This window comes from Nesterenkonia suensis (assembly GCF_054782935.1).
Map to the genome: position 1 here is coordinate 1149888 of NZ_BAAGRN010000001.1, position 17305 is coordinate 1167192.

A 17305-nucleotide genomic window follows, 5' to 3' on the forward strand; every position below is an offset into this window, starting at 1 on the left:
GCCAGCAGGCCGTTGTCGAACGGCCCTCCGTCCCGGCGTGACGCCAGGAAGGAGGTGGCGTATGCCGAAGAAGATTCGGATCCGGCGCACCATTCGCGTGCGCCCGAAGCGTGTGCGCATTACTGTCAAGCCTGAGCGCTGACAAGTGCCCAGGAAGGCAGCTCGACAAACGGCCTGAGAGGAGGTGACTCCTATGGCCAAGAAGCGAACTGTCTACCGTTCTGCAATCACGGGACGTTGGGTGACCAAGACCCACGTGAAGCGGAGCCCCAGGACGACTACCACTGAGCGTCGTTAGTAGACTGACAATCAAGAAGGGGTGGAGCCTCCGCGTGCGGAGGCTCCACCCCGAGCCCGCGCAGACCAGACAGAAAGTAAGCCTCAAGTGACCACTTCAGCCTCTGCGACGACCTCCTCGACGCTGCTCGACCACGTCGAGGCCATCAACTGGAACCGGATGCCGGATGAGAAGGACGGCGAGGTCTGGAACCGTCTGGTCAACAACTTCTGGCTTCCGGAGAAGGTGCCGCTGTCCAACGACGTCCAGTCCTGGGCGACGCTCACCCCGGAGGAGCAGACCCTGACCATGCGGGTCTTCACCGGGCTGACCCTGCTGGACACCATCCAGGGAACCGTGGGTGCGGTGGCGCTCATCCCGCATGCGCTGACTCAGCATGAGGAGGCGGTGTACACGAACATCGCCTTCATGGAGTCGGTGCACGCGAAGTCCTACTCCTCGATCTTCTCCACGCTGTGCTCCACCAAGGAGATCGACGACGCCTTCCGCTGGTCCCGGGAGAACCCGAACCTGCAGCGCAAGGCCCAGATCGTCATGGATTATTACCATGGCGCCGACGGCCTGAAGAAGCGGGTAGCCTCCACCATTCTGGAGTCCTTCCTCTTCTACTCCGGCTTCTACCTGCCGATGCACTGGTCCGCCCACGCGAAGCTGACCAACACCGCCGACGTCATCCGTCTGATCATCCGTGATGAGGCGGTGCACGGCTACTACATCGGCTACAAGTACCAGCGGGCCCTGGAGGCCGAGACTCCGGAGCGCCGCCAGGAGCTGAAGGACTACACCTTCGACCTGCTCTTCGAGCTCTACGAGAACGAGGTGCAGTACACCCACGACCTCTACGACGGCGTCGGCCTCAGCGAGGACGTGAAGAAGTTCCTGCACTACAACGCCAACAAGGCGCTGATGAACCTGGGCTACGAGGCGATGTTCCCCAAGGACGTCACCGACGTGAACCCGGCGATCCTCTCCGCACTGAGCCCCAACGCCGACGAGAACCACGACTTCTTCTCGGGCTCCGGCTCCTCCTACGTCATCGGCACGGCCGTGGAGACCGAGGACGAGGACTGGGACTTCTGAGGTGACAGCGCAGTCACGGGCCGAGACGCAGCCGATGCCGGTGCTCGCCGAGGGGGACTTCTTCTACGAGTCCCTCGGTGAGGGCCGGTACCGCTCCACCATCCATTCTCAGGGGGCGTGGAACCCGCATGAGCAGCACATGGCGCCTGCCACCGGGCTGCTCACGCACGTGCTGGAGCGCTTCCAGCCACGCGAGGACCTCCGCCTGGCTCGGCTGAGCCTGGACATCCACGGGATCATCCATGCGGGGGAGGTGGAGGTCACCACTCGGATGATCCGCCCGGGGCGGACCATCGAGCTGGTCGAGGCGGAGATGACCGCCCAGGGCCGCACTGCGGTGGTGGCCCGGGGGTGGCGGCTGCAGACCTCCGACACCACGGCGGTGGTTGCGACCGAGGATGCACCGATCGTCGGGCCGGATGAGCTTGCCGTCTGGGACGGCCAGCAGCTCTGGCCCGGCGGATACATCAGCTCCTTGGAGATCCGTGTGGGGGAGGAGCACCGTCCCGGCCGCGGGGTCACCTGGTTGCGCAATCCCTATGAGATGGTCTCCGGCGTCGAAGCCTCGTCCTTGGTGCGACTGCTGGGGATGGTGGACACCGCCAACGGCGTCGCACCGCGGGTGCCTCCGGGGCCGGACTCCTGGATGTTTCCCAATGTCGACCTGCAGATCCACCTGCACCGTGCGCCCGTCGGCGAGTGGCTGGGTCTGCAGACCTCCCAGACCTTCGGCGCCGACGGCGTCGGCCTGACGTCCTCGGTGCTGCATGACCTGCAGGGCCCCTTCGGTCGGGCTGAGCAGATCCTCACCGTCCGTCCGCTGTGAGGCGTTCTCGACGACGGCCTCTGACGACGCCGAAGCTTCTTCTGCGTCGGCGGGCGGAGTCACTCGGTGCGGCCGCGGACCTGGACGAGGCCATCTCCCTGCTCCAGGGGACACGGGACGGTTCCACCTCTGCGATGCTGCGGCTCTACCGTCCTCGCCCGACGGTGGCCTTCGGACAACGGGACCGGCGGCTTTCAGGTTTCGCCGCGGCCGAGGAGGCGAGTCGTCGACTCGGTTTCGAGCCGCTGGTGCGCCGAGCCGGCGGTCGGGCGGCGGCCTATCACCCGGGATGCCTGGTGGTGGACCATATCGAACCGGATGCCGATCCTATCGTGGAGTCGCAGGACCGCTTCGCCGCCTTCGGGGGCATGCTCACCGAGGCCCTCGTCTCGTGTGGACTGGACGCTCGTCTCGGGGAGATCCCCGGTGAGTACTGCGCCGGCCGAGAGTCCGGGCACGCGGTGGGCCGGGGCGAGAGCGGCCCGTGGGCCGCGGATCGGCGGGTGAAGGTCATCGGCACCGCCCAGCGCGTGATCGCCAGCGGGTGGCTGTTCTCCTCGGTCATCGTCGTCGCCGGGGGTCCGTCGATCAGACGCGTCCTCGGGGAGGTCTACGATCACCTGGACATCCCGTGGGACCCGCTGACCGCCGGCGCCGCCGATGAGATCGTCCCCGGACTGGCGGTGGACGCCGTCGAGGCCGCCGTGCTGGATGCCTATCGACGGCACTGGCAGCTTATCCCGGAGCAGGATGACGCCGTCACGGCACGGTGAGGCCAGCAGACCCTTGCGGCAGACCCGCAGAGGCAGTCGACAGACGAAGGTGTCAGCGGCCGCGGTCGATCCAGTCCTGCAGGTGGGGCCTCTCCTGGTCGACGCGGGTGGTGTCTCTGTCTCCGGTGCGCGTCTCGGTCTGCGCCGGCAGGTCGGTGACGATCCGGTCTCGGATGGAGCTGATGATCGTCTCGAAGCTGCTGGGGCGTCCGGTGGCTCCGGGGTCGTCCTGGACGAGGGTGTCTCCGGAGAAGGGCGCCGGTCCGTGGTCATGGGGGAGCAGGATGGCCAGCACAGTGCGGTCTCCGACGGCTCGGGTGACGGTTTCGGCGTCGTCGGCGGGGTCGATGATGAGGCCTTCGTCGTCGCCGACGAGGTAGACGCTGTTCTCCGCCTCTCAGGTGCCGCCGTCTCGGGAGACGGTCCCGGAGGTTCTCCGGTGCTCGATGCGTGTGCGCTGTGGACGCGCTGTGGGCGCTGGGCGTGCCGTGTGGGGATCACCGGTGCGGCTCCTTCGACGGCGATCTCCAGCGACGGTCACAGTCCGGGACGTCACGAGGAGTCTCCAGGACTGGCGAGGTGCTCCGCACGTCATGGCCCCACCCCCGGGGGAACCGGGGAGAGGTAGCGCCCGCACGAGGGGACAAGACCGCAGGTCAGCTCGCTCACCGGCCGCGGCGAGCAGGTGCGGCTCGACTCATGCGACGCAGAGGTCCAGAGCTCAGAGGCCCAGTGCTCAGAGGCCCAGCGCGTGGGGCAGCTCGATCGCGATGGAGGCGACGACCAGCAGGACGATCACTGCCATCACCACCCACCACCAGTCGGCGGTCAGCCGACGGAGCCGCGGCGAGGACGGAAGGTCGCCGGCGAGGATGTTCCGCGCGGTCACCGCCACGGTCATCGGGATCACCGCCGCCCAGACGATCATGCAGTACGGGCACAGGGCACCGATCGCATACACAGCCTGGGACCAGAGCCACACGCAGAATCCGAAGGCGAAGACCACTCCCGCCTGCAGCCCGAGCCAGAACCAGCGCGGCGGGCGCAGTCCGGCCAGCAGTGTCACGGCCAGGGCGATCACCACCGGGAAGGCCACAACTCCGATGAAGATGTTCGGGAAGCCGAAGGTGGACGCCTGCCAGGAAGCCATGACCTCCCCGCAGGAGACCCAGGGGTTCACGTCACAGGCGGTGATGTGGTCGGGGTCCTGCCAGAGCTGGACGCGTTCGTGGAGCAGCAGAAAGCTGGCCGCGGCTCCCACCAGACCGGTCACCATCAGCCAGACCGCCAGTGCTCGCGGCCCGAAGGGGCCGCCCGGCACCGACTCGCCGGGCGCAACGGAGCCAGCCGCTCCGGGGGGATCGGCGGACTGCTCCGTCCCTGCCCCGGCCGGTGTCCTGGCGCGCTGATCCGGCTCGGAGGGTGCGTTCATGTCGACTGCCATGGCTGGAATTGTACGGGTCTCTCCTGCATGCTTCCCGAGAGAGTGCTCCTCAGTGTGCGATACTGAGGATCACCGACGTGCGGACCACACCCGGACGTCGGATGAGCTTGACTGCTTCGACAACTGCACATCCGCACCGCACGCACGGGCCCAGGCGACGCCGGCACCCGTCGTGGACGAGGGGGACCGCCCCGAGTCCGCACGGATCCGAGAAGACGATGGATGAGAAGGCGCAAGATGCCGCCGCCGACGCCCCGGGGGTCTTGTATGCTCCCGACTCTGCGTGGGTGCGGAGGGGCTGCGGAGTGAGTGTTCGCGGACAGGCCGTGAAGAGCGCACAGTGGAGAACCCGCTGTCAGCGCCCGGCGTGGACCGCGAGGCTGCGAGAGCAGGTTTTGCAGACGATGACGATGTGCCTCGGACGCATCCGCTGTGACAGAGCGGGCATGCGGCCGAAGGAATGACCGTACAAGCAGCCGACGCGAGGGTGGGTGTGGCCCCCTCGGCGTGGGCATGGAGCAACAGAACAATGTCGCACACAGACACGCCGCAGGACGCGGCGTCGACACAGGACACCTCCGGCGCAGAGATCTTCGACCCGTTCAGCCCGCCGCCCGGGACCCTGCAGGACGGCCCGCAGTCCGGGGAGGACGGAACGGACGCGCCGGACCACGGGACGCAGGACGGGCAGAGCGGCGGGGGCACAGCCCGAGAGGCCGACCAGGACACCGACCAGGACGCGGACCAGGACTCCGACGCATCGGAGCCGCAGGGGCCTGACCACGGCACCACCTCCGCGCAGAGTGGGCAGGGCGCAGAATCGGTGGCTGCCGATCCGGTGGCCGTCCTCTTCCAGGCGCCGGATCTCTCAGCCGTCCAGCAGGTCCGCCGGTCCCAGCCGGACCACGATCAGGACCGTGACCAGGACCGTGACCAGCACCCTGACCACGACTCTCCGGCCGAGGGCGAGGCCGACCCCACGGAGGAGCCGCGGCGCGGCGGCCGTCGGGCGTCCCGCGCAGAGCACGACGACTCCTCCGCAGAGGGTCGGCAGGCCTCCGCGGACGATTCGTCCGCTGACACGGAGGAGGAGTCCGGGGACGGAGAGTCGGGCGGCGGGCAGCGCCGTTCGCGGCGCAAGCGTCGCCGCGGCGGCCGCGGCCGCAGCCGCCAGCAGGGTGACGGCGAGGACGGCTCCGCCGCCGACTCCCGGGGGGATTCCGCGAAGCGCACCGGACAGGGTGAGTCGGCCGACGGAGGCTCCCCCGGCGAGGAGGAGCAGGGAGACGAGCCCCGGGATGAGGACGGTCAGGTGATCCGTCGCCGACGTCGCCGCCGACGCGGTTCCGTGGACATGGAGGTCTCCGGGGGTGACGGGGATGATCCGGAGCACACGGTGACCCGGGTCCGGGCCCCCCGTGAGGTCTCCGAGTCGACCGCCCCGGACAAGGTCACGAGCCTGAAGGGATCCACCCGGCTGGAGGCCAAGCGCCAGCGCCGACGTGCCTCCCGGGAGACTGGCCGTCGGCGGCAGGTCATCACCGAAGCTGAGTTCCTCGCCCGCCGGGAGTCGGTGGACCGGAAGATGATCGTCCGGCAGAAGGGCGAACGGATCCAGATCGGAGTGCTCGAGGACGGGGTGCTCGCCGAGCACTACGTCTCGAACACCCAGCAGGACTCGCTGATCGGCAATGTGTACCTCGGCAAGGTCCAGAACGTGCTTCCCTCCATGGAGGCGGCGTTCGTCGACATCGGACGGGGCCGCAACGCGGTGCTCTATGCCGGCGAGGTGGACTGGGACGCCGCGAACCTCGACGGGGCACCCCGGAAGATCGAGAACGCCCTGAAGTCCGGCGACTCTGTGCTGGTGCAGGTCACCAAGGACCCGGTCGGTCACAAGGGCGCTCGGCTGACCAGCCAGGTCTCGCTGCCCGGCCGGTACCTCGTCTTCGTCCCGGGCGGCTCCATGACCGGCATCTCGCGGAAGCTGCCGGACACGGAGCGTTCGCGGCTGAAGAAGATACTCAAGGAGCACATGCCCAACAACGCGGGCGTGATCGTGCGCACCGCGGCCGAAGGTGCCTCTGAGGAGGAACTCACCAACGACATCAACCGCCTCCGCGCCCTCTGGGAGACGATCCAGGCGCAGAAGGCCGACCGCAAGGTGCTGGCTCCGGAGCTGCTCTACAGCGAGCCGGACCTGACCATCAAGGTCGTGCGCGACGTCTTCAACGAGGACTTCTCCTCCATGGAGATCCAGGGGGAGGAGACCTGGGACAACGTCGAGGCCTATGTGACCTATGTGGCGCCGCACCTGTTGGACAGGCTGCATCGTTGGGAACCAGAGGGCCAGCAGGCCGATGACATCTTCAGCCATCACCGGATCGATGAGCAGCTCGCCAAGGCCCTGGACCGTAAGGTCAACCTGCCGTCGGGAGGCTCCCTGGTCTTCGACCGGACCGAAGCGATGACAGTCGTCGACGTCAACACCGGCAAGTTCACCGGTTCCGGGGGAAACCTCGAGGAGACCGTCACTCGCAACAACCTGGAGGCGGCCGAGGAGCTGGTCCGTCAGCTGCGGCTGCGCGACATCGGCGGCATCATCGTCATCGACTTCATCGATATGGTCCTCGAGTCCAATCGGGACCTGGTCCTGCGTCGGCTGGTCGAGTGCCTCGGCCGGGACCGCACCAAGCATCAGGTCGCCGAGGTGACCTCCCTGGGGCTGGTCCAGATGACCCGCAAGCGCATGGGAACGGGCCTGCTGGAGGTGTTCTCCGAGCCCTGCGAGCATTGCGCAGGTCGGGGGATGATCACCCACGGGGAACCGGTGGGGAACACCCCGTCCTACACTTCCCAGGGGGAGGTGCGCTCCGGCAAGGGCTCGAAGAAGCGGCGCAAGAAGGGCGGCAAGCCCCAGTCCGGCGGCGGTGACCAGCCGTCGGGCGAGCTCAGCTCCGAGGATCGGCAGAAGCAGGAGAAAGCCCGCCAGGCACTTGCCCAGGTGGCGGCCGCGACGACGGGCCACGCGGAGGAGGACACCCAGGCCAAGGATTCACCGGCCAAGGATTCACCGGCCAAGGGCTCACCGGCCAAGAACATCGGGGAGAAGGATTCTGCGGCCGGGACCGTCGCAGAGGAGGAGCCCGGCTCCGGACGCCGTCGACGCGGACGCAAGCCACGTCGGGCCACCGGCGGCGGTCAGCCCGACTCCGCCGGGGGCGAGGCCCGGAGCTCGGCGTCGGCAGACGAAGGCTCAGATGCGGGGCAGACGCCGGTGCTCACCATCGGTGGTGAACCGGTGCCGGTTCCGCGCGGGGAGTCCGGCGCGGCGGCAGAGACCACGGGTTCGTCGGAGGCGAGCCGGCCTGTCTCGCTGGACTCTCTGGACGAGGCGCTGGCCTCCCGCGCCGGTGACGGTGAGTCCGGGGAGCAGGAGAAGTCCTCCTCCCCAGCCGCCTCAGCCGGCCGTCCTGCCGGCCGTCCTGCCGGCCGTCGTCGGCGCCGAGCCGCTGGATCCGCCCAGGGGGCCGGCGGCGAGGTGCATGAGGTCGCCGCCGCGGTCACCGGCCCCAGCCGGACCTTCAGCAGCACGGTCTCCACGGGAGGGACGGAGGAATCCTCGGCGCCTGCGGGCTCGGCCGGTGAGCCGGTGATGTTCGGCGTCGGCGTCAGTGCTGAGGAGATCAGCCAGACCTCTCCGCGGGCCGATGAGGAGGCCTCGGGAGCTGAGGACGGATCCGGCGCAGACACCGGAGATCAGGCAGATGCGGATTCCTCGCGGTGACCGGCGTGTCGCGGCGACTCCCAGTTGCTGCTGAGCACTTCATCCCGTAAAGTGGATCCCTGGTGTCATCGGCACCAGCACGTCTTCTGCGCTCGGAAGAGTATGAGTACACCGGCAGTCCGACGACCCGCACGCCTGAGCTCCTCAGCCGTTCCGCGAGTCCCACATGACCGTCGTCGAGTCCTCGTCTCCGGCCAGATCCAGAATTGTCAGCAATTGTCATCGAGAGAAGTGAGTCCCAAGTGGTGTACGCGATTGTCCGCGCAGGCGGCCGCCAGGAGAAGGTTTCCGTCGGAGACCTCGTGACCCTTGACCGCGTCCCCGCCGAGGCAGGCAGCACCATTGAGCTGCCGGCAGTGATGCTGGTGGACGGGGACAAGATCACCACCGCAGCCGACGACCTGGCCAAGGTCACGGTGTCTGCCGAGGTCCTGGAGAACATCCGCGGCAAGAAGGTGGTCATTCACAAGTTCAAGAACAAGACCGGCTACCACAAGCGGCAGGGTCACCGTTCTGAGCTGACCCGTGTGAAGGTCACCTCCATCGCCTGAGCGGCGCCGGAACGACGACGCACGCTCAACCTGTTCAACATACCTACCCAGCTGAGAGGCAGGCAGTCCCATGGCACATAAGAAGGGTGCGAGCTCTACTCGCAACGGTCGTGACTCGAACGCGCAGCGCCTCGGCGTGAAGCGTTTCGGCGGCCAGGCCGTCAACGCCGGTGAGATCCTGGTCCGCCAGCGCGGCACCAAGTTCCACCCCGGCACCAACGTCGGACGCGGCGGCGACGACACCCTGTTCGCCCTGGCCGACGGCGCCGTGGAGTTCGGCAGCCGTCGCGGCCGCAAGGTCGTCAACATCGTCCCAGCCGCACAGTGAACGCGGCGCCGGGCTGAGCTGGGCGCCACGCGTCCAGCGGGCCCGGACGACTGAGCCACACCAGATCGAGGACGGGCCGTGACGGTCCGTCCTCGATCTGTCTTAACAGCCGGTCCACCACCGGCGCACCGGCCCCTGAGAAGGAGCATCACCATGGCACACTTCGTCGATCGCGTCGTGCTGCACGCCTCCGGCGGTGACGGAGGGCACGGTTGCGTGTCCGTCCACCGCGAGAAGTTCAAGCCGCTGGGAGGCCCCGACGGCGCCGACGGCGGAGACGGCGGAGATGTCGTCCTCGTGGTCGACCCGCAGACGACCACCCTTCTCGACTACCACCACCGGCCGCATCGTCGCGCGGAGAGCGGCGGCGTCGGCCAGGGCGGGCTGCGTCACGGCCGCCGCGGTGCGCCCTTGGAGCTCCCGGTGCCCGACGGCACCGTGGTCAAGGACCGTGACGGCACTGTCCTGGCCGATCTGATCGGCGACGGCGCCCGGTGCACGATCGCGGAGGGAGGCCAGGGCGGCCTCGGCAACGCGGCGCTGGCCTCCAGACGGCGCAAGGCACCGGGCTTCGCGCTCCTCGGCACACCCGGTGAGACCCGTGACGTCGTCCTCGAACTCAAGACGGTGGCCGACATCGCCCTGGTCGGGTTCCCCTCGGCCGGCAAGTCGAGCCTCATCGCAGCGATGAGTGCCGCCCGCCCGAAGATCGCAGATTATCCCTTCACCACGCTGATCCCGAACCTCGGGGTGGTGCAGGCCGGCGAGACCCGATTCACCGTCGCAGACGTGCCCGGCCTCATCCCGGGTGCCGCCGAAGGACGTGGGCTGGGGCAAGAGTTCCTTCGCCACGTGGAGCGCTGCGCGGCGCTGGTCCATGTGCTCGACTGCGCCTCCCTGGAGACCGATCGGGACCCGCTGAACGACTTCGAGGCGATCGAGGCCGAACTGGCGGCGTACAGCCCCGATGCCGTGATCGATGCCTCCGGGCACACCGGCGAGTCTGCTGTGCCCCTCAACGAGCGGCCGCGCCTGGTCGTGCTCAACAAGACGGACCTGCCCGACGGCTCGGCCATGGCGGACATGGTCCGCGAGGAGCTGGAGTCCCGGGGGCTGCGCGTCTTCGACGTCTCGGCGCTGGACAGATCCGGGCTGCGTGCGCTCGGCTTCGCCATGGCAGAGATCGTTGAGCAGGCGCGTCGTCAGCGGGAGACCCAGCCGGCTCCGGTGCCGATCACAGTGCGCCCGCAGGCGGTGAACGCCAAGCCGTTCACCATCACTCGCGAGGAGAAGGGCGGCGAGCCGCTCTTCCGTGTCCGCGGCGCGAAGCCCGAGCGGTGGATCCTGCAGACCGACTTCTCCAACGACGAGGCCGTGGGCTACCTGGCGGACCGTCTGGCGAAGATCGGGATCGAGGATGAACTCTTCCGCATCGGCGCTACGCCGGGGGACGCCGTGGTCATCGGTGACGACGCCGACGGCGTCGTCTTCGACTGGGAGCCCACCATGGTCGGCGGCGCTGAGCATCTGGCAGGCCCCCGCGGCACCGACCTGCGCTTCGAGGACTCCAACCGTCCGACCCGCGAGCAGAAGCGCGAGGAGCAGCAGGCCCGCCGCGACGCCAAGGCCTCCGTACGTGCAGAGATGGACGCCCAGTACACCCATTGGGACGCCGAGGAGACGGTCGCCGGCGCGGAGGACGAAACGGAGGTCGTCTACACCCACGGCGATCCCGACGCGGAGCTGCGCGTGGAGAGCCGAGGCACCTGGACCGATGCGGAGCACGCTGCGGGTGCTGCAGACGAGGCTGCTGGTGAGGCTGCTGATGACGACTCCGGCCCGGTCGAGCAGGACGCAGGGGAGAGCCGACGATGAGTACGCCTCGATTGACCCAGTCGGCCATCACGCAGCGCAGTGAGATCACCCGGGCCCGTCGCCTCGTGGTGAAGGTCGGCTCGTCGTCGTTGACCACGATCGACGGCGGCATCTCGGTGGACGCCCTCAATCGTCTGGTCGACTCGCTGCAGGTCCTGCGGGCTCGCGGCACCGAGATCGTGCTGGTCTCCTCCGGCGCCATCGCCGCGGGTCTGGCTCCCCTCGGCCTGGCCCGTCGGCCCCATGATCTCGCCACCCAGCAGGCGGCCGCCGCCGTGGGTCAGGGACTGCTGCTGGCCCACTACAATCGTGCGTTCGCCACGTACCGGACCACGGTCTCGCAGGTGCTGCTGACCGTGGAGGACCTGATCCGACGGACCCAGTACACCAACGCCCTGCGAGCGATCGAGAAGCTGCTCAGTCTGGGTTCGGTGCCGATCGTCAACGAGAACGACGCGGTGGCGACCCACGAGATCCGCTTCGGGGACAACGACCGGCTCGCCGCTCTGACCGCCAATCTGGTCCGGGCTGACGGTCTGGTGCTGCTCTCGGATGTCGATGCTCTGCACGACGGCCCACCCGAGCAGGGCGGGCGGCCGGTGTCGACGGTGCGCAGCCCGGAGGACCTTGAGGGAGTCACCTTGGGGCGTCGCGGCAAGGCCGGGGTGGGGACCGGAGGCATGATGACCAAGGTCGAGGCCGCGCAGATCACGGCCGCCAATGGGATTCCTGCGATGCTCACCTCTGCCGACCAGGCGGCGCGGCTCTTCGCCGGGGAGGATGTCGGGACCTACTTCGTGGCGCGCGGACGCCGTCGGGGGGCGCGTTCGGCCTGGCTGGCGCACCTTGCTCATGTCAAAGGCCGGCTGATCATCGACGACGGCGCCGTCGCCGCCGTCGTCGACGGCCGTCGGTCCCTGCTGCCCGCCGGCCTCAGCAGGGTTGAAGGTGAGTTCGAGGCCACGGACCCCGTCGAGATCGCCGACCTGCGCGGTGTGGTGCGGGCACGGGGCCTGGTCGGATTCTCCTCGACGGAGCTGCCGACCATGCTCGGCCGGTCCACGGCGGATCTCGGCCGTGACCTGGGCACTGACTACGAACGTCCCGTCGTGCACACTGATGACATGGTCAGGATTCCAGTGCTCTGAGCGCGGATCCTGCACTCAGGGGGACATCCAGAGGATGAGATGTCCTCCAGATCCGGTTCACGGACGGACAACGACGACTAGGCTGGAGAACATGAGCGAGCAGCAGACGACTGACCAGCCGGCCGCTGAGGGCCAGGCCGCAGAGGACCACGCCCAGGATCTGGGCGCCGAGATCCGCCGCATCTCCGACCGGGCACGGGCGGCCTCGAAACGCCTGGCCCAGCTGGACCGGGACCATAAGGATCGGACGCTGCATGCGATCGCTCGAGGTCTGCGAGAGTCCTGCGCAGCCCTGCTGAAGGCCAATCGCGAGGACCTCGACCACGGTCGCGAGGCGGGGCTCAGCCGCGCGCTTCTCGACCGGCTGGCTCTCGACGAGCCACGGATCGAACAGCTTGCCGCTGCGGTGGAGGAGATCATCGGCCTCGACGATCCGACCGGCCGCGTGGTGCAGGGGCGCACGCTGCCCAACGGGCTGCGTCTGACCCAGGTGACGGTCCCGCTCGGGGTCATCGGGGTGGTCTACGAGGCCCGACCCAACGTGACTGTGGACATCGCGGCCCTGGCGCTGAAGTCGGGCAATGCGGCGCTGCTGCGCGGCGGGTCGGCGGCGCAGCGCACCAACGAGGTGCTGCTGTCCGTCATCCGGGAGGCCCTGCGCGCCACCGCGGCTCCGGTGGATGCGGTGCTCAGCATCGACGCCTGGGGACGGGAAGGCGCCACGGAGCTGATGACGCAGCTCGGCTCCGTCGACGTGCTGATTCCGCGCGGCGGTCGTGAGCTGATCCAGCACGTGGTCAGGACCTCCAGGGTCCCGGTGATCGAGACCGGCGAGGGCAACGTGCACATCTACATCGATGCGACCGCCGATGCCGACACAGCTCGCGACATCGTGGTCAACGCGAAGACCCATCGCCCCAGCGTCTGCAACGCGGCCGAGACCCTGCTGCTGCACAAGGACGCGGAGAAGGCTGGTCGGGAAGTCCTGCGAGGCCTTCTGCGTGCGGGGGTGGATCTGCATCTGGACCCGCGGGCCAGAGACTGGCTGCCTGTCGCCGAGCCGGAGGACCCCGCGCAGGACCGTACCGAGGGGGAGGTCATCGAGCTCACTGACGATGACTACGCGACCGAGTATCTGGACCTGGACATCGCCGTGGGGGTGGTGGACTCGCTCGACGAGGCCATCGAGCACATCTCCCGGTGGAGCACCGGCCACACCGAGGCGATCGTCACCGACTCCGTCGCTCATGCGGATCGGTTCGTCTCGGAGGTCGACGCAGCGGCGGTGATCGTCAACGCATCCACACGGTTCACCGACGGGGGCGAGTTCGGTCTCGGCGCGGAGGTCGGCATCTCGACGCAGAAGATGCACGCCCGAGGCCCGATGGGCATGGGACAGCTGACCACCACCAAGTGGGTCGTCCGGGGTGAGGGGCAGATCCGGGGCTGATCCTTCGAGGTCACTGACGCGCTGAGGCGCCTGAGCAGACGATGAGCTCCATCTGGCGATCTATGGACCTGTGCCAGGGGTTTGGGTAGCGTGTGTGATGTCAGACACTTTCGGGGTCTGGCTGACAAGCACATACGTCGAAGGAGCAATCATGAACCTGGGCGATTATGACTGGCTCGGGCTGGTCGAGAAGCTCGTCATAGCTCTCGTCATCCTTCTGGTCACGTGGATCCTGGCCAAAGTCGTCAAATGGGCTGTGGTGAAGCTCGTCACCCGAGTGCCGTTCTTCCAGCGCGGGGAGGACCGCGGGCAGTCCTTGGGCGATGGAATCGGCCAGATTGCTTCGTTGCTGATCTGGCTGTTCGGCCTGGTGGCCATCCTGCAGGTCTTCGCACTCGAGCAGGTCCTGGGTCCGGTCCAGGAGCTGCTCCACGTCTCCCTGGGCTTCCTGCCCAACATCATCGCGGCCGGTGTGATCTTCTTCATCGGTTTCGTGATCGCCCGTCTCGTGAAGCAGCTCATCGAGGCGACGATCGGTCGCGTGAACTTCCACGGCCTCTTCAACCGGGCCAAGTCTGCCGCTGACCGCACCAGCGCCACCGCCGCAGGGCCGGCGCAGGGCGCGGCGGAGCAGGCCCCGCAGGGATACTCCCCCGAGGCCGCTGACCTGAATCGGAGGATCACCTCCACGATCGCGAACGTGGTCTTCGCCGTCATCGTGATCGTCGTCGGCATCGCCGCTCTGCAGGTGCTCGGGATCTCCGCCATCTCGGAGCCAGCGACCGCGATGCTCGACATGATCCTCAACGCGATCCCGGCGATCATCGCCGCAGCGCTGATCCTCGGTGTGGGTGTGCTGATCGCCAAGTTCATCGGTGACCTTCTGGACTCCACGCTGAGCAGCATCGGCACCGACCGGTTCGCCGCGAACCTCGGCATCGAGCCGCAGCAGGCGAGCGTCTCTTCGATCCTGGCAAAGGTCGCGCAGGTGGCGATCGTGCTGTTCTTCGCCATCATGGCCGCTCGTGCGCTGAACTTCCCGGAGATCACCCTGATCCTCAACGAGGTGCTCAGCCTCGGTGGTCGGGTGCTCTTCGGTGCGGTCATCATCGGTGTCGGCTTCTTCATCGCGAATCTGCTGGCCCGCACGGTCGGCGGCGGCACCGCGAGCACGATCATCCGCTACGGCACGCTGGCGCTGTTCATCGCGATGGGCCTGCAGTACATGGGCATCGCGGATTCGATCATCAACCTCGCCTTCGGCGCGGTGGTCGTCGGAGGTGCCCTCGCCGCGGCCCTGGCCTTCGGGCTGGGTGGACGCGAGACGGCCGCACGCACGCTGAAGAAGCTCGAGGGGAAGGTCGGCGATCAGGAGGCTCCGACAGCACCGCGAGCCTCCGGTGGTGCGGCTGCTCCCGGCACCCCGCCGAGCACCCCGCCACGGGCGCCCTGACCCTGGAAGGATCGTGCAGGAGGGGCCCAGTTCGGACTCTTTCGCGCATCGGAAGGCATCGGTGCGCCGAGGGGCGAGCTGGGCCCCTTTTCGCGTAGACTTGCGATGTTCTGACCCATCCGTAGAGGGAGAGGCATGCTCAACCTGCCGTTCGCCGCCATGGTGCTCGCCGCCGAGGGTGAAGAGGAGATCGCGCTCTTCATGCCAGCTGAGTGGTTCGGCATCATCATGTTCATCGTGCTGATGCTGCTGCTGCTGACCACCGTCGCGTTCTCGAGCAAGAGCAAGAGCCCCGCGGCCCGGGAGCATGAGGACCACTGAACGTAGTGCCTCCCCAGTCCTCCGCCACCTCCGATCCCGGACGCCGCCGGATCCGCCTGGGCATCATGGGCGGCACCTTCGACCCGATCCACCATGGGCACCTGGTGGCCGCCAGCGAGGTGGCCAGCGAGTTTCAGCTGGACGAGGTCGTCTTCGTCCCGACCGGCCAGCCGTGGCAGAAGGCCGAACGTGATGTCACCGCAGCGGAGCATCGGTATCTGCTCACGGTGATCGCCACGGCGGCCAATCCGCGGTTCACCGTCTCCCGGGTCGACATCGACCGGGCTGGTCCCACCTATACGATCGATACGTTGCGGGACTTTCGGCGGCTCTATCCCGAGGCGGAGCTGTTCTTCATCACCGGCGCGGACGCCATGGCCCAGATCATGTCCTGGAAGGACGTGGAGGAGCTCTGGGAGCTCGCCCACTTCGTCTCGGTGACTCGCCCTGGATTCGTCTCGGAGGATTTCGGACGCACCGAGCAGATCTCGCTGATGGAGATCCCTGCCATGGCGATCTCGTCCACCGACTGCCGCGAGCGGGTGCGTGACAGTAAGCCTGTCTGGTATCTGGTGCCGGACGGTGTGGTGCAGTACATCGCCAAACACCGCCTGTATCAGGATCTCCAGGCCGGGGGAGAGGCATCCGGCGAGCCGGGCGGGCAGGACGCGGAGCGGAGACATAGCATGGACGAAACCCCGCGATCACGGACCGCACACAGTCCGCAGGAGGCTACGAGATGACTGCAGAGAACCCTGAGCAGGGCGACGGCGGCGCCGACCTCCGAGCACGCTACCTGCCGGTGTCTCGCAAGGAGCTGCGCCGACGCCGCGAGGCTGAGCTGGCCGCGCAAAGCGCCGGCGAACAGTCCGTCGGCGCGGTCACGGAGGGCGAGGACGCGGCAGACGGTGACGCACCGGCCGCCGAGGAGGCACCCGCGGCGCCGGCGAGGCCGGTCTCGGCGTCGAGCCTCGTCGATGAGGACACCCAGACCGCGAGCACGCCCGTCATCTCCGATGGCCAGGCAGAGCCCTCCGCGGAGGATGCGGTCGAGGACGCTGATCTCGTGGATGAGACGGAATTCGACGACGCTCCGGGGGAGGCGGTCGACTCGGCTGATGAGGACTCTGATCCCGAGGATTCGTCCGCGTCGACTTCCCCCACGGAGTCCGAGGTCCTGGAGGACGCCAGTGACGTGGCCGAGAGTGCTGCGGACGAGCGGCCCCAGGATGACCTCGCCGACGAGATGGCGGATTCCACAGAGACCGGTCTTGAGACCCTGGGGGAGGGAGAGTCCCAGGGTGGCGATCTGCGCGACGAGGATGCTGATGTCGTGAAGGACGAGGCCGCGTCTGAGGACGAGGCTGAGGCTGAGGACGAGGACGAGGCTGAGGACGAGGCTGAGGATCCTGATGAAGAGACAGCGCCCATCCCCGCCTCGCGGAGGGCGCGTCGACTTCTGCGGGAGACCGGCAGTCTGGACGCCCTCACCGACGAACGGCTGCGGGAGATCGATCAGCTCACCGCCGAGATCACCGCGCGGCCAGAGCAGGATCCGCAACGAGTGGACCCCGAGCTGCTGAAGAAGCAACAGGCGATGGCGGCCAAAGCCATGCAGGCCAATCAGGAGCGGCGTCGCAAGGAGCTGGAGGACGAGGCGCGCGAGCGTGCCCGTCGGCGTCATGAGCGCCCTGAGTCCGAGATCATCACCCGGAAGGCGCTGCGTGCCTACGTCTCCTCCGATGACCCGGAGCACCTGGACGTCGCCACCGGAGAGATCGACCCGGTCGAAGCCCGGGGCGCCCACGGTCTGGACCTTGATGACATGGTGGAGCACACCTCGCGCCAGGCCTCGCGCCAGGCCGTCCTGCTGTGGCTGGTCATCGTCCTCGCCGCGCTGTTGCTGATCACCGTCGGCGTGGTGCTCTTCAGCGTTCTCTGACCCCCCCCTGGACCCCACCCATCCGGTGC

At 68.0% G+C, this 17305-nt stretch carries 15 protein-coding genes; 13 read left to right on the forward strand and 2 right to left on the reverse strand.

Annotated elements, in window-relative coordinates; translation table 11 throughout:
• The first annotated feature begins 385 nt into the window (after positions 1–385).
• The 3 genes from nrdF to ACYVKI_RS05035 are packed head-to-tail and all read left to right on the forward strand — an operon-like array spanning position 386 to position 2977.
• Positions 386–1378, forward strand: a complete 993-nt coding sequence (nrdF, locus tag ACYVKI_RS05025; protein WP_460689213.1) for a class 1b ribonucleoside-diphosphate reductase subunit beta — start codon at positions 386–388, stop codon at positions 1376–1378.
• Between the two features lie 34 nt (positions 1379–1412).
• Positions 1413–2204 carry a thioesterase family protein gene (locus ACYVKI_RS05030; protein WP_460689411.1) on the forward strand — a complete coding sequence of 264 codons (792 nt, stop codon included), beginning with the start codon at positions 1413–1415 and terminating at the stop codon, positions 2202–2204.
• Complete coding sequence (locus ACYVKI_RS05035; protein WP_460689214.1) at positions 2201–2977, forward strand: lipoyl protein ligase domain-containing protein; 777 nt, start codon at positions 2201–2203, stop codon at positions 2975–2977. Before ACYVKI_RS05030 ends, ACYVKI_RS05035 begins: the two co-directional genes overlap by 4 nt.
• Before the next feature lie 52 nt (positions 2978–3029).
• On the opposite strand, the gene ACYVKI_RS05040 is transcribed toward ACYVKI_RS05035, so the two are convergent.
• Together ACYVKI_RS05040 and ACYVKI_RS05045 are read right to left on the reverse strand one after the other, a co-directional pair.
• A complete protein-coding gene (locus tag ACYVKI_RS05040; RefSeq protein WP_460689215.1) occupies positions 3030–3272 on the reverse strand; it encodes a hypothetical protein in 243 nt (80 codons plus the stop codon).
• A gap of 441 nt (positions 3273–3713) precedes the next feature.
• Positions 3714–4421: a vitamin K epoxide reductase family protein gene (locus ACYVKI_RS05045; protein WP_460689216.1), complete on the reverse strand. Its 708-nt coding sequence runs from the start codon at positions 4419–4421 to the stop codon at positions 3714–3716.
• A gap of 529 nt (positions 4422–4950) precedes the next feature.
• Between ACYVKI_RS05045 and ACYVKI_RS05050 the strand changes: the two genes are divergently transcribed.
• The 10 genes from ACYVKI_RS05050 to ACYVKI_RS05095 all read left to right on the forward strand — a co-directional run bounded on the left by ACYVKI_RS05050 (position 4951) and on the right by ACYVKI_RS05095 (position 17276).
• The gene (locus ACYVKI_RS05050) at positions 4951–8208 is read left to right on the forward strand and encodes an Rne/Rng family ribonuclease (protein WP_460689217.1); all 3258 of its coding nucleotides are present in this window, start codon (positions 4951–4953) and stop codon (positions 8206–8208) included.
• Positions 8209–8450: 242 nt separating this feature from the next.
• Positions 8451–8759 carry a 50S ribosomal protein L21 gene (gene rplU, locus ACYVKI_RS05055; RefSeq protein ID WP_460689218.1) on the forward strand — a complete coding sequence of 103 codons (309 nt, stop codon included), beginning with the start codon at positions 8451–8453 and terminating at the stop codon, positions 8757–8759.
• A 70-nt stretch (positions 8760–8829) separates the two neighbouring features.
• A complete protein-coding gene (gene rpmA / locus ACYVKI_RS05060; protein ID WP_460689219.1) occupies positions 8830–9087 on the forward strand; it encodes a 50S ribosomal protein L27 in 258 nt (85 codons plus the stop codon).
• A 153-nt stretch (positions 9088–9240) separates the two neighbouring features.
• Positions 9241–10962: a GTPase ObgE gene (obgE, locus tag ACYVKI_RS05065; RefSeq protein ID WP_460689220.1), complete on the forward strand. Its 1722-nt coding sequence runs from the start codon at positions 9241–9243 to the stop codon at positions 10960–10962.
• The gene (gene proB, locus ACYVKI_RS05070; protein WP_460689221.1) at positions 10959–12110 is read left to right on the forward strand and encodes a glutamate 5-kinase; all 1152 of its coding nucleotides are present in this window, start codon (positions 10959–10961) and stop codon (positions 12108–12110) included. The genes obgE and proB overlap by 4 nt, the downstream gene beginning before the upstream one ends.
• Before the next feature lie 91 nt (positions 12111–12201).
• On the forward strand, positions 12202–13560 hold the full coding sequence (locus ACYVKI_RS05075) for a glutamate-5-semialdehyde dehydrogenase (protein ID WP_460689222.1): 1359 nt from the start codon (positions 12202–12204) through the stop codon (positions 13558–13560).
• A gap of 151 nt (positions 13561–13711) precedes the next feature.
• Positions 13712–15013 carry a mechanosensitive ion channel gene (locus ACYVKI_RS05080; RefSeq protein WP_460689223.1) on the forward strand — a complete coding sequence of 434 codons (1302 nt, stop codon included), beginning with the start codon at positions 13712–13714 and terminating at the stop codon, positions 15011–15013.
• Positions 15014–15148: 135 nt separating this feature from the next.
• A complete protein-coding gene (locus ACYVKI_RS05085; RefSeq protein ID WP_460689224.1) occupies positions 15149–15334 on the forward strand; it encodes a hypothetical protein in 186 nt (61 codons plus the stop codon).
• A 65-nt stretch (positions 15335–15399) separates the two neighbouring features.
• The gene (gene nadD, locus ACYVKI_RS05090) at positions 15400–16077 is read left to right on the forward strand and encodes a nicotinate-nucleotide adenylyltransferase (RefSeq protein ID WP_460689412.1); all 678 of its coding nucleotides are present in this window, start codon (positions 15400–15402) and stop codon (positions 16075–16077) included.
• A complete protein-coding gene (locus ACYVKI_RS05095; protein WP_460689225.1) occupies positions 16074–17276 on the forward strand; it encodes a hypothetical protein in 1203 nt (400 codons plus the stop codon). The genes nadD and ACYVKI_RS05095 overlap by 4 nt, the downstream gene beginning before the upstream one ends.
• Positions 17277–17305 lie beyond the last annotated feature (29 nt).

What these genes read in the sequence shown, in the direction of transcription:
- ACYVKI_RS05030 (WP_460689411.1), top strand. Translation starts at nt 1,413, where the DNA reads ATGCCGGTGCTCGCCGAGGGGGACTTCTTCTACGAGTCCCTCGGTGAG.
- ACYVKI_RS05045 (WP_460689216.1), bottom strand. Translation starts at nt 4,421, where the DNA reads ATGGCAGTCGACATGAACGCACCCTCCGAGCCGGATCAGCGCGCCAGG.
- ACYVKI_RS05050 (WP_460689217.1), top strand. Translation starts at nt 4,951, where the DNA reads ATGTCGCACACAGACACGCCGCAGGACGCGGCGTCGACACAGGACACC.
- rpmA (WP_460689219.1), top strand. Translation starts at nt 8,830, where the DNA reads ATGGCACATAAGAAGGGTGCGAGCTCTACTCGCAACGGTCGTGACTCG.
- obgE (WP_460689220.1), top strand. Translation starts at nt 9,241, where the DNA reads ATGGCACACTTCGTCGATCGCGTCGTGCTGCACGCCTCCGGCGGTGAC.
- proB (WP_460689221.1), top strand. Translation starts at nt 10,959, where the DNA reads ATGAGTACGCCTCGATTGACCCAGTCGGCCATCACGCAGCGCAGTGAG.
- ACYVKI_RS05075 (WP_460689222.1), top strand. Translation starts at nt 12,202, where the DNA reads ATGAGCGAGCAGCAGACGACTGACCAGCCGGCCGCTGAGGGCCAGGCC.
- ACYVKI_RS05080 (WP_460689223.1), top strand. Translation starts at nt 13,712, where the DNA reads ATGAACCTGGGCGATTATGACTGGCTCGGGCTGGTCGAGAAGCTCGTC.
- ACYVKI_RS05085 (WP_460689224.1), top strand. Translation starts at nt 15,149, where the DNA reads ATGCTCAACCTGCCGTTCGCCGCCATGGTGCTCGCCGCCGAGGGTGAA.
- nadD (WP_460689412.1), top strand. Translation starts at nt 15,400, where the DNA reads ATGGGCGGCACCTTCGACCCGATCCACCATGGGCACCTGGTGGCCGCC.
- ACYVKI_RS05095 (WP_460689225.1), top strand. Translation starts at nt 16,074, where the DNA reads ATGACTGCAGAGAACCCTGAGCAGGGCGACGGCGGCGCCGACCTCCGA.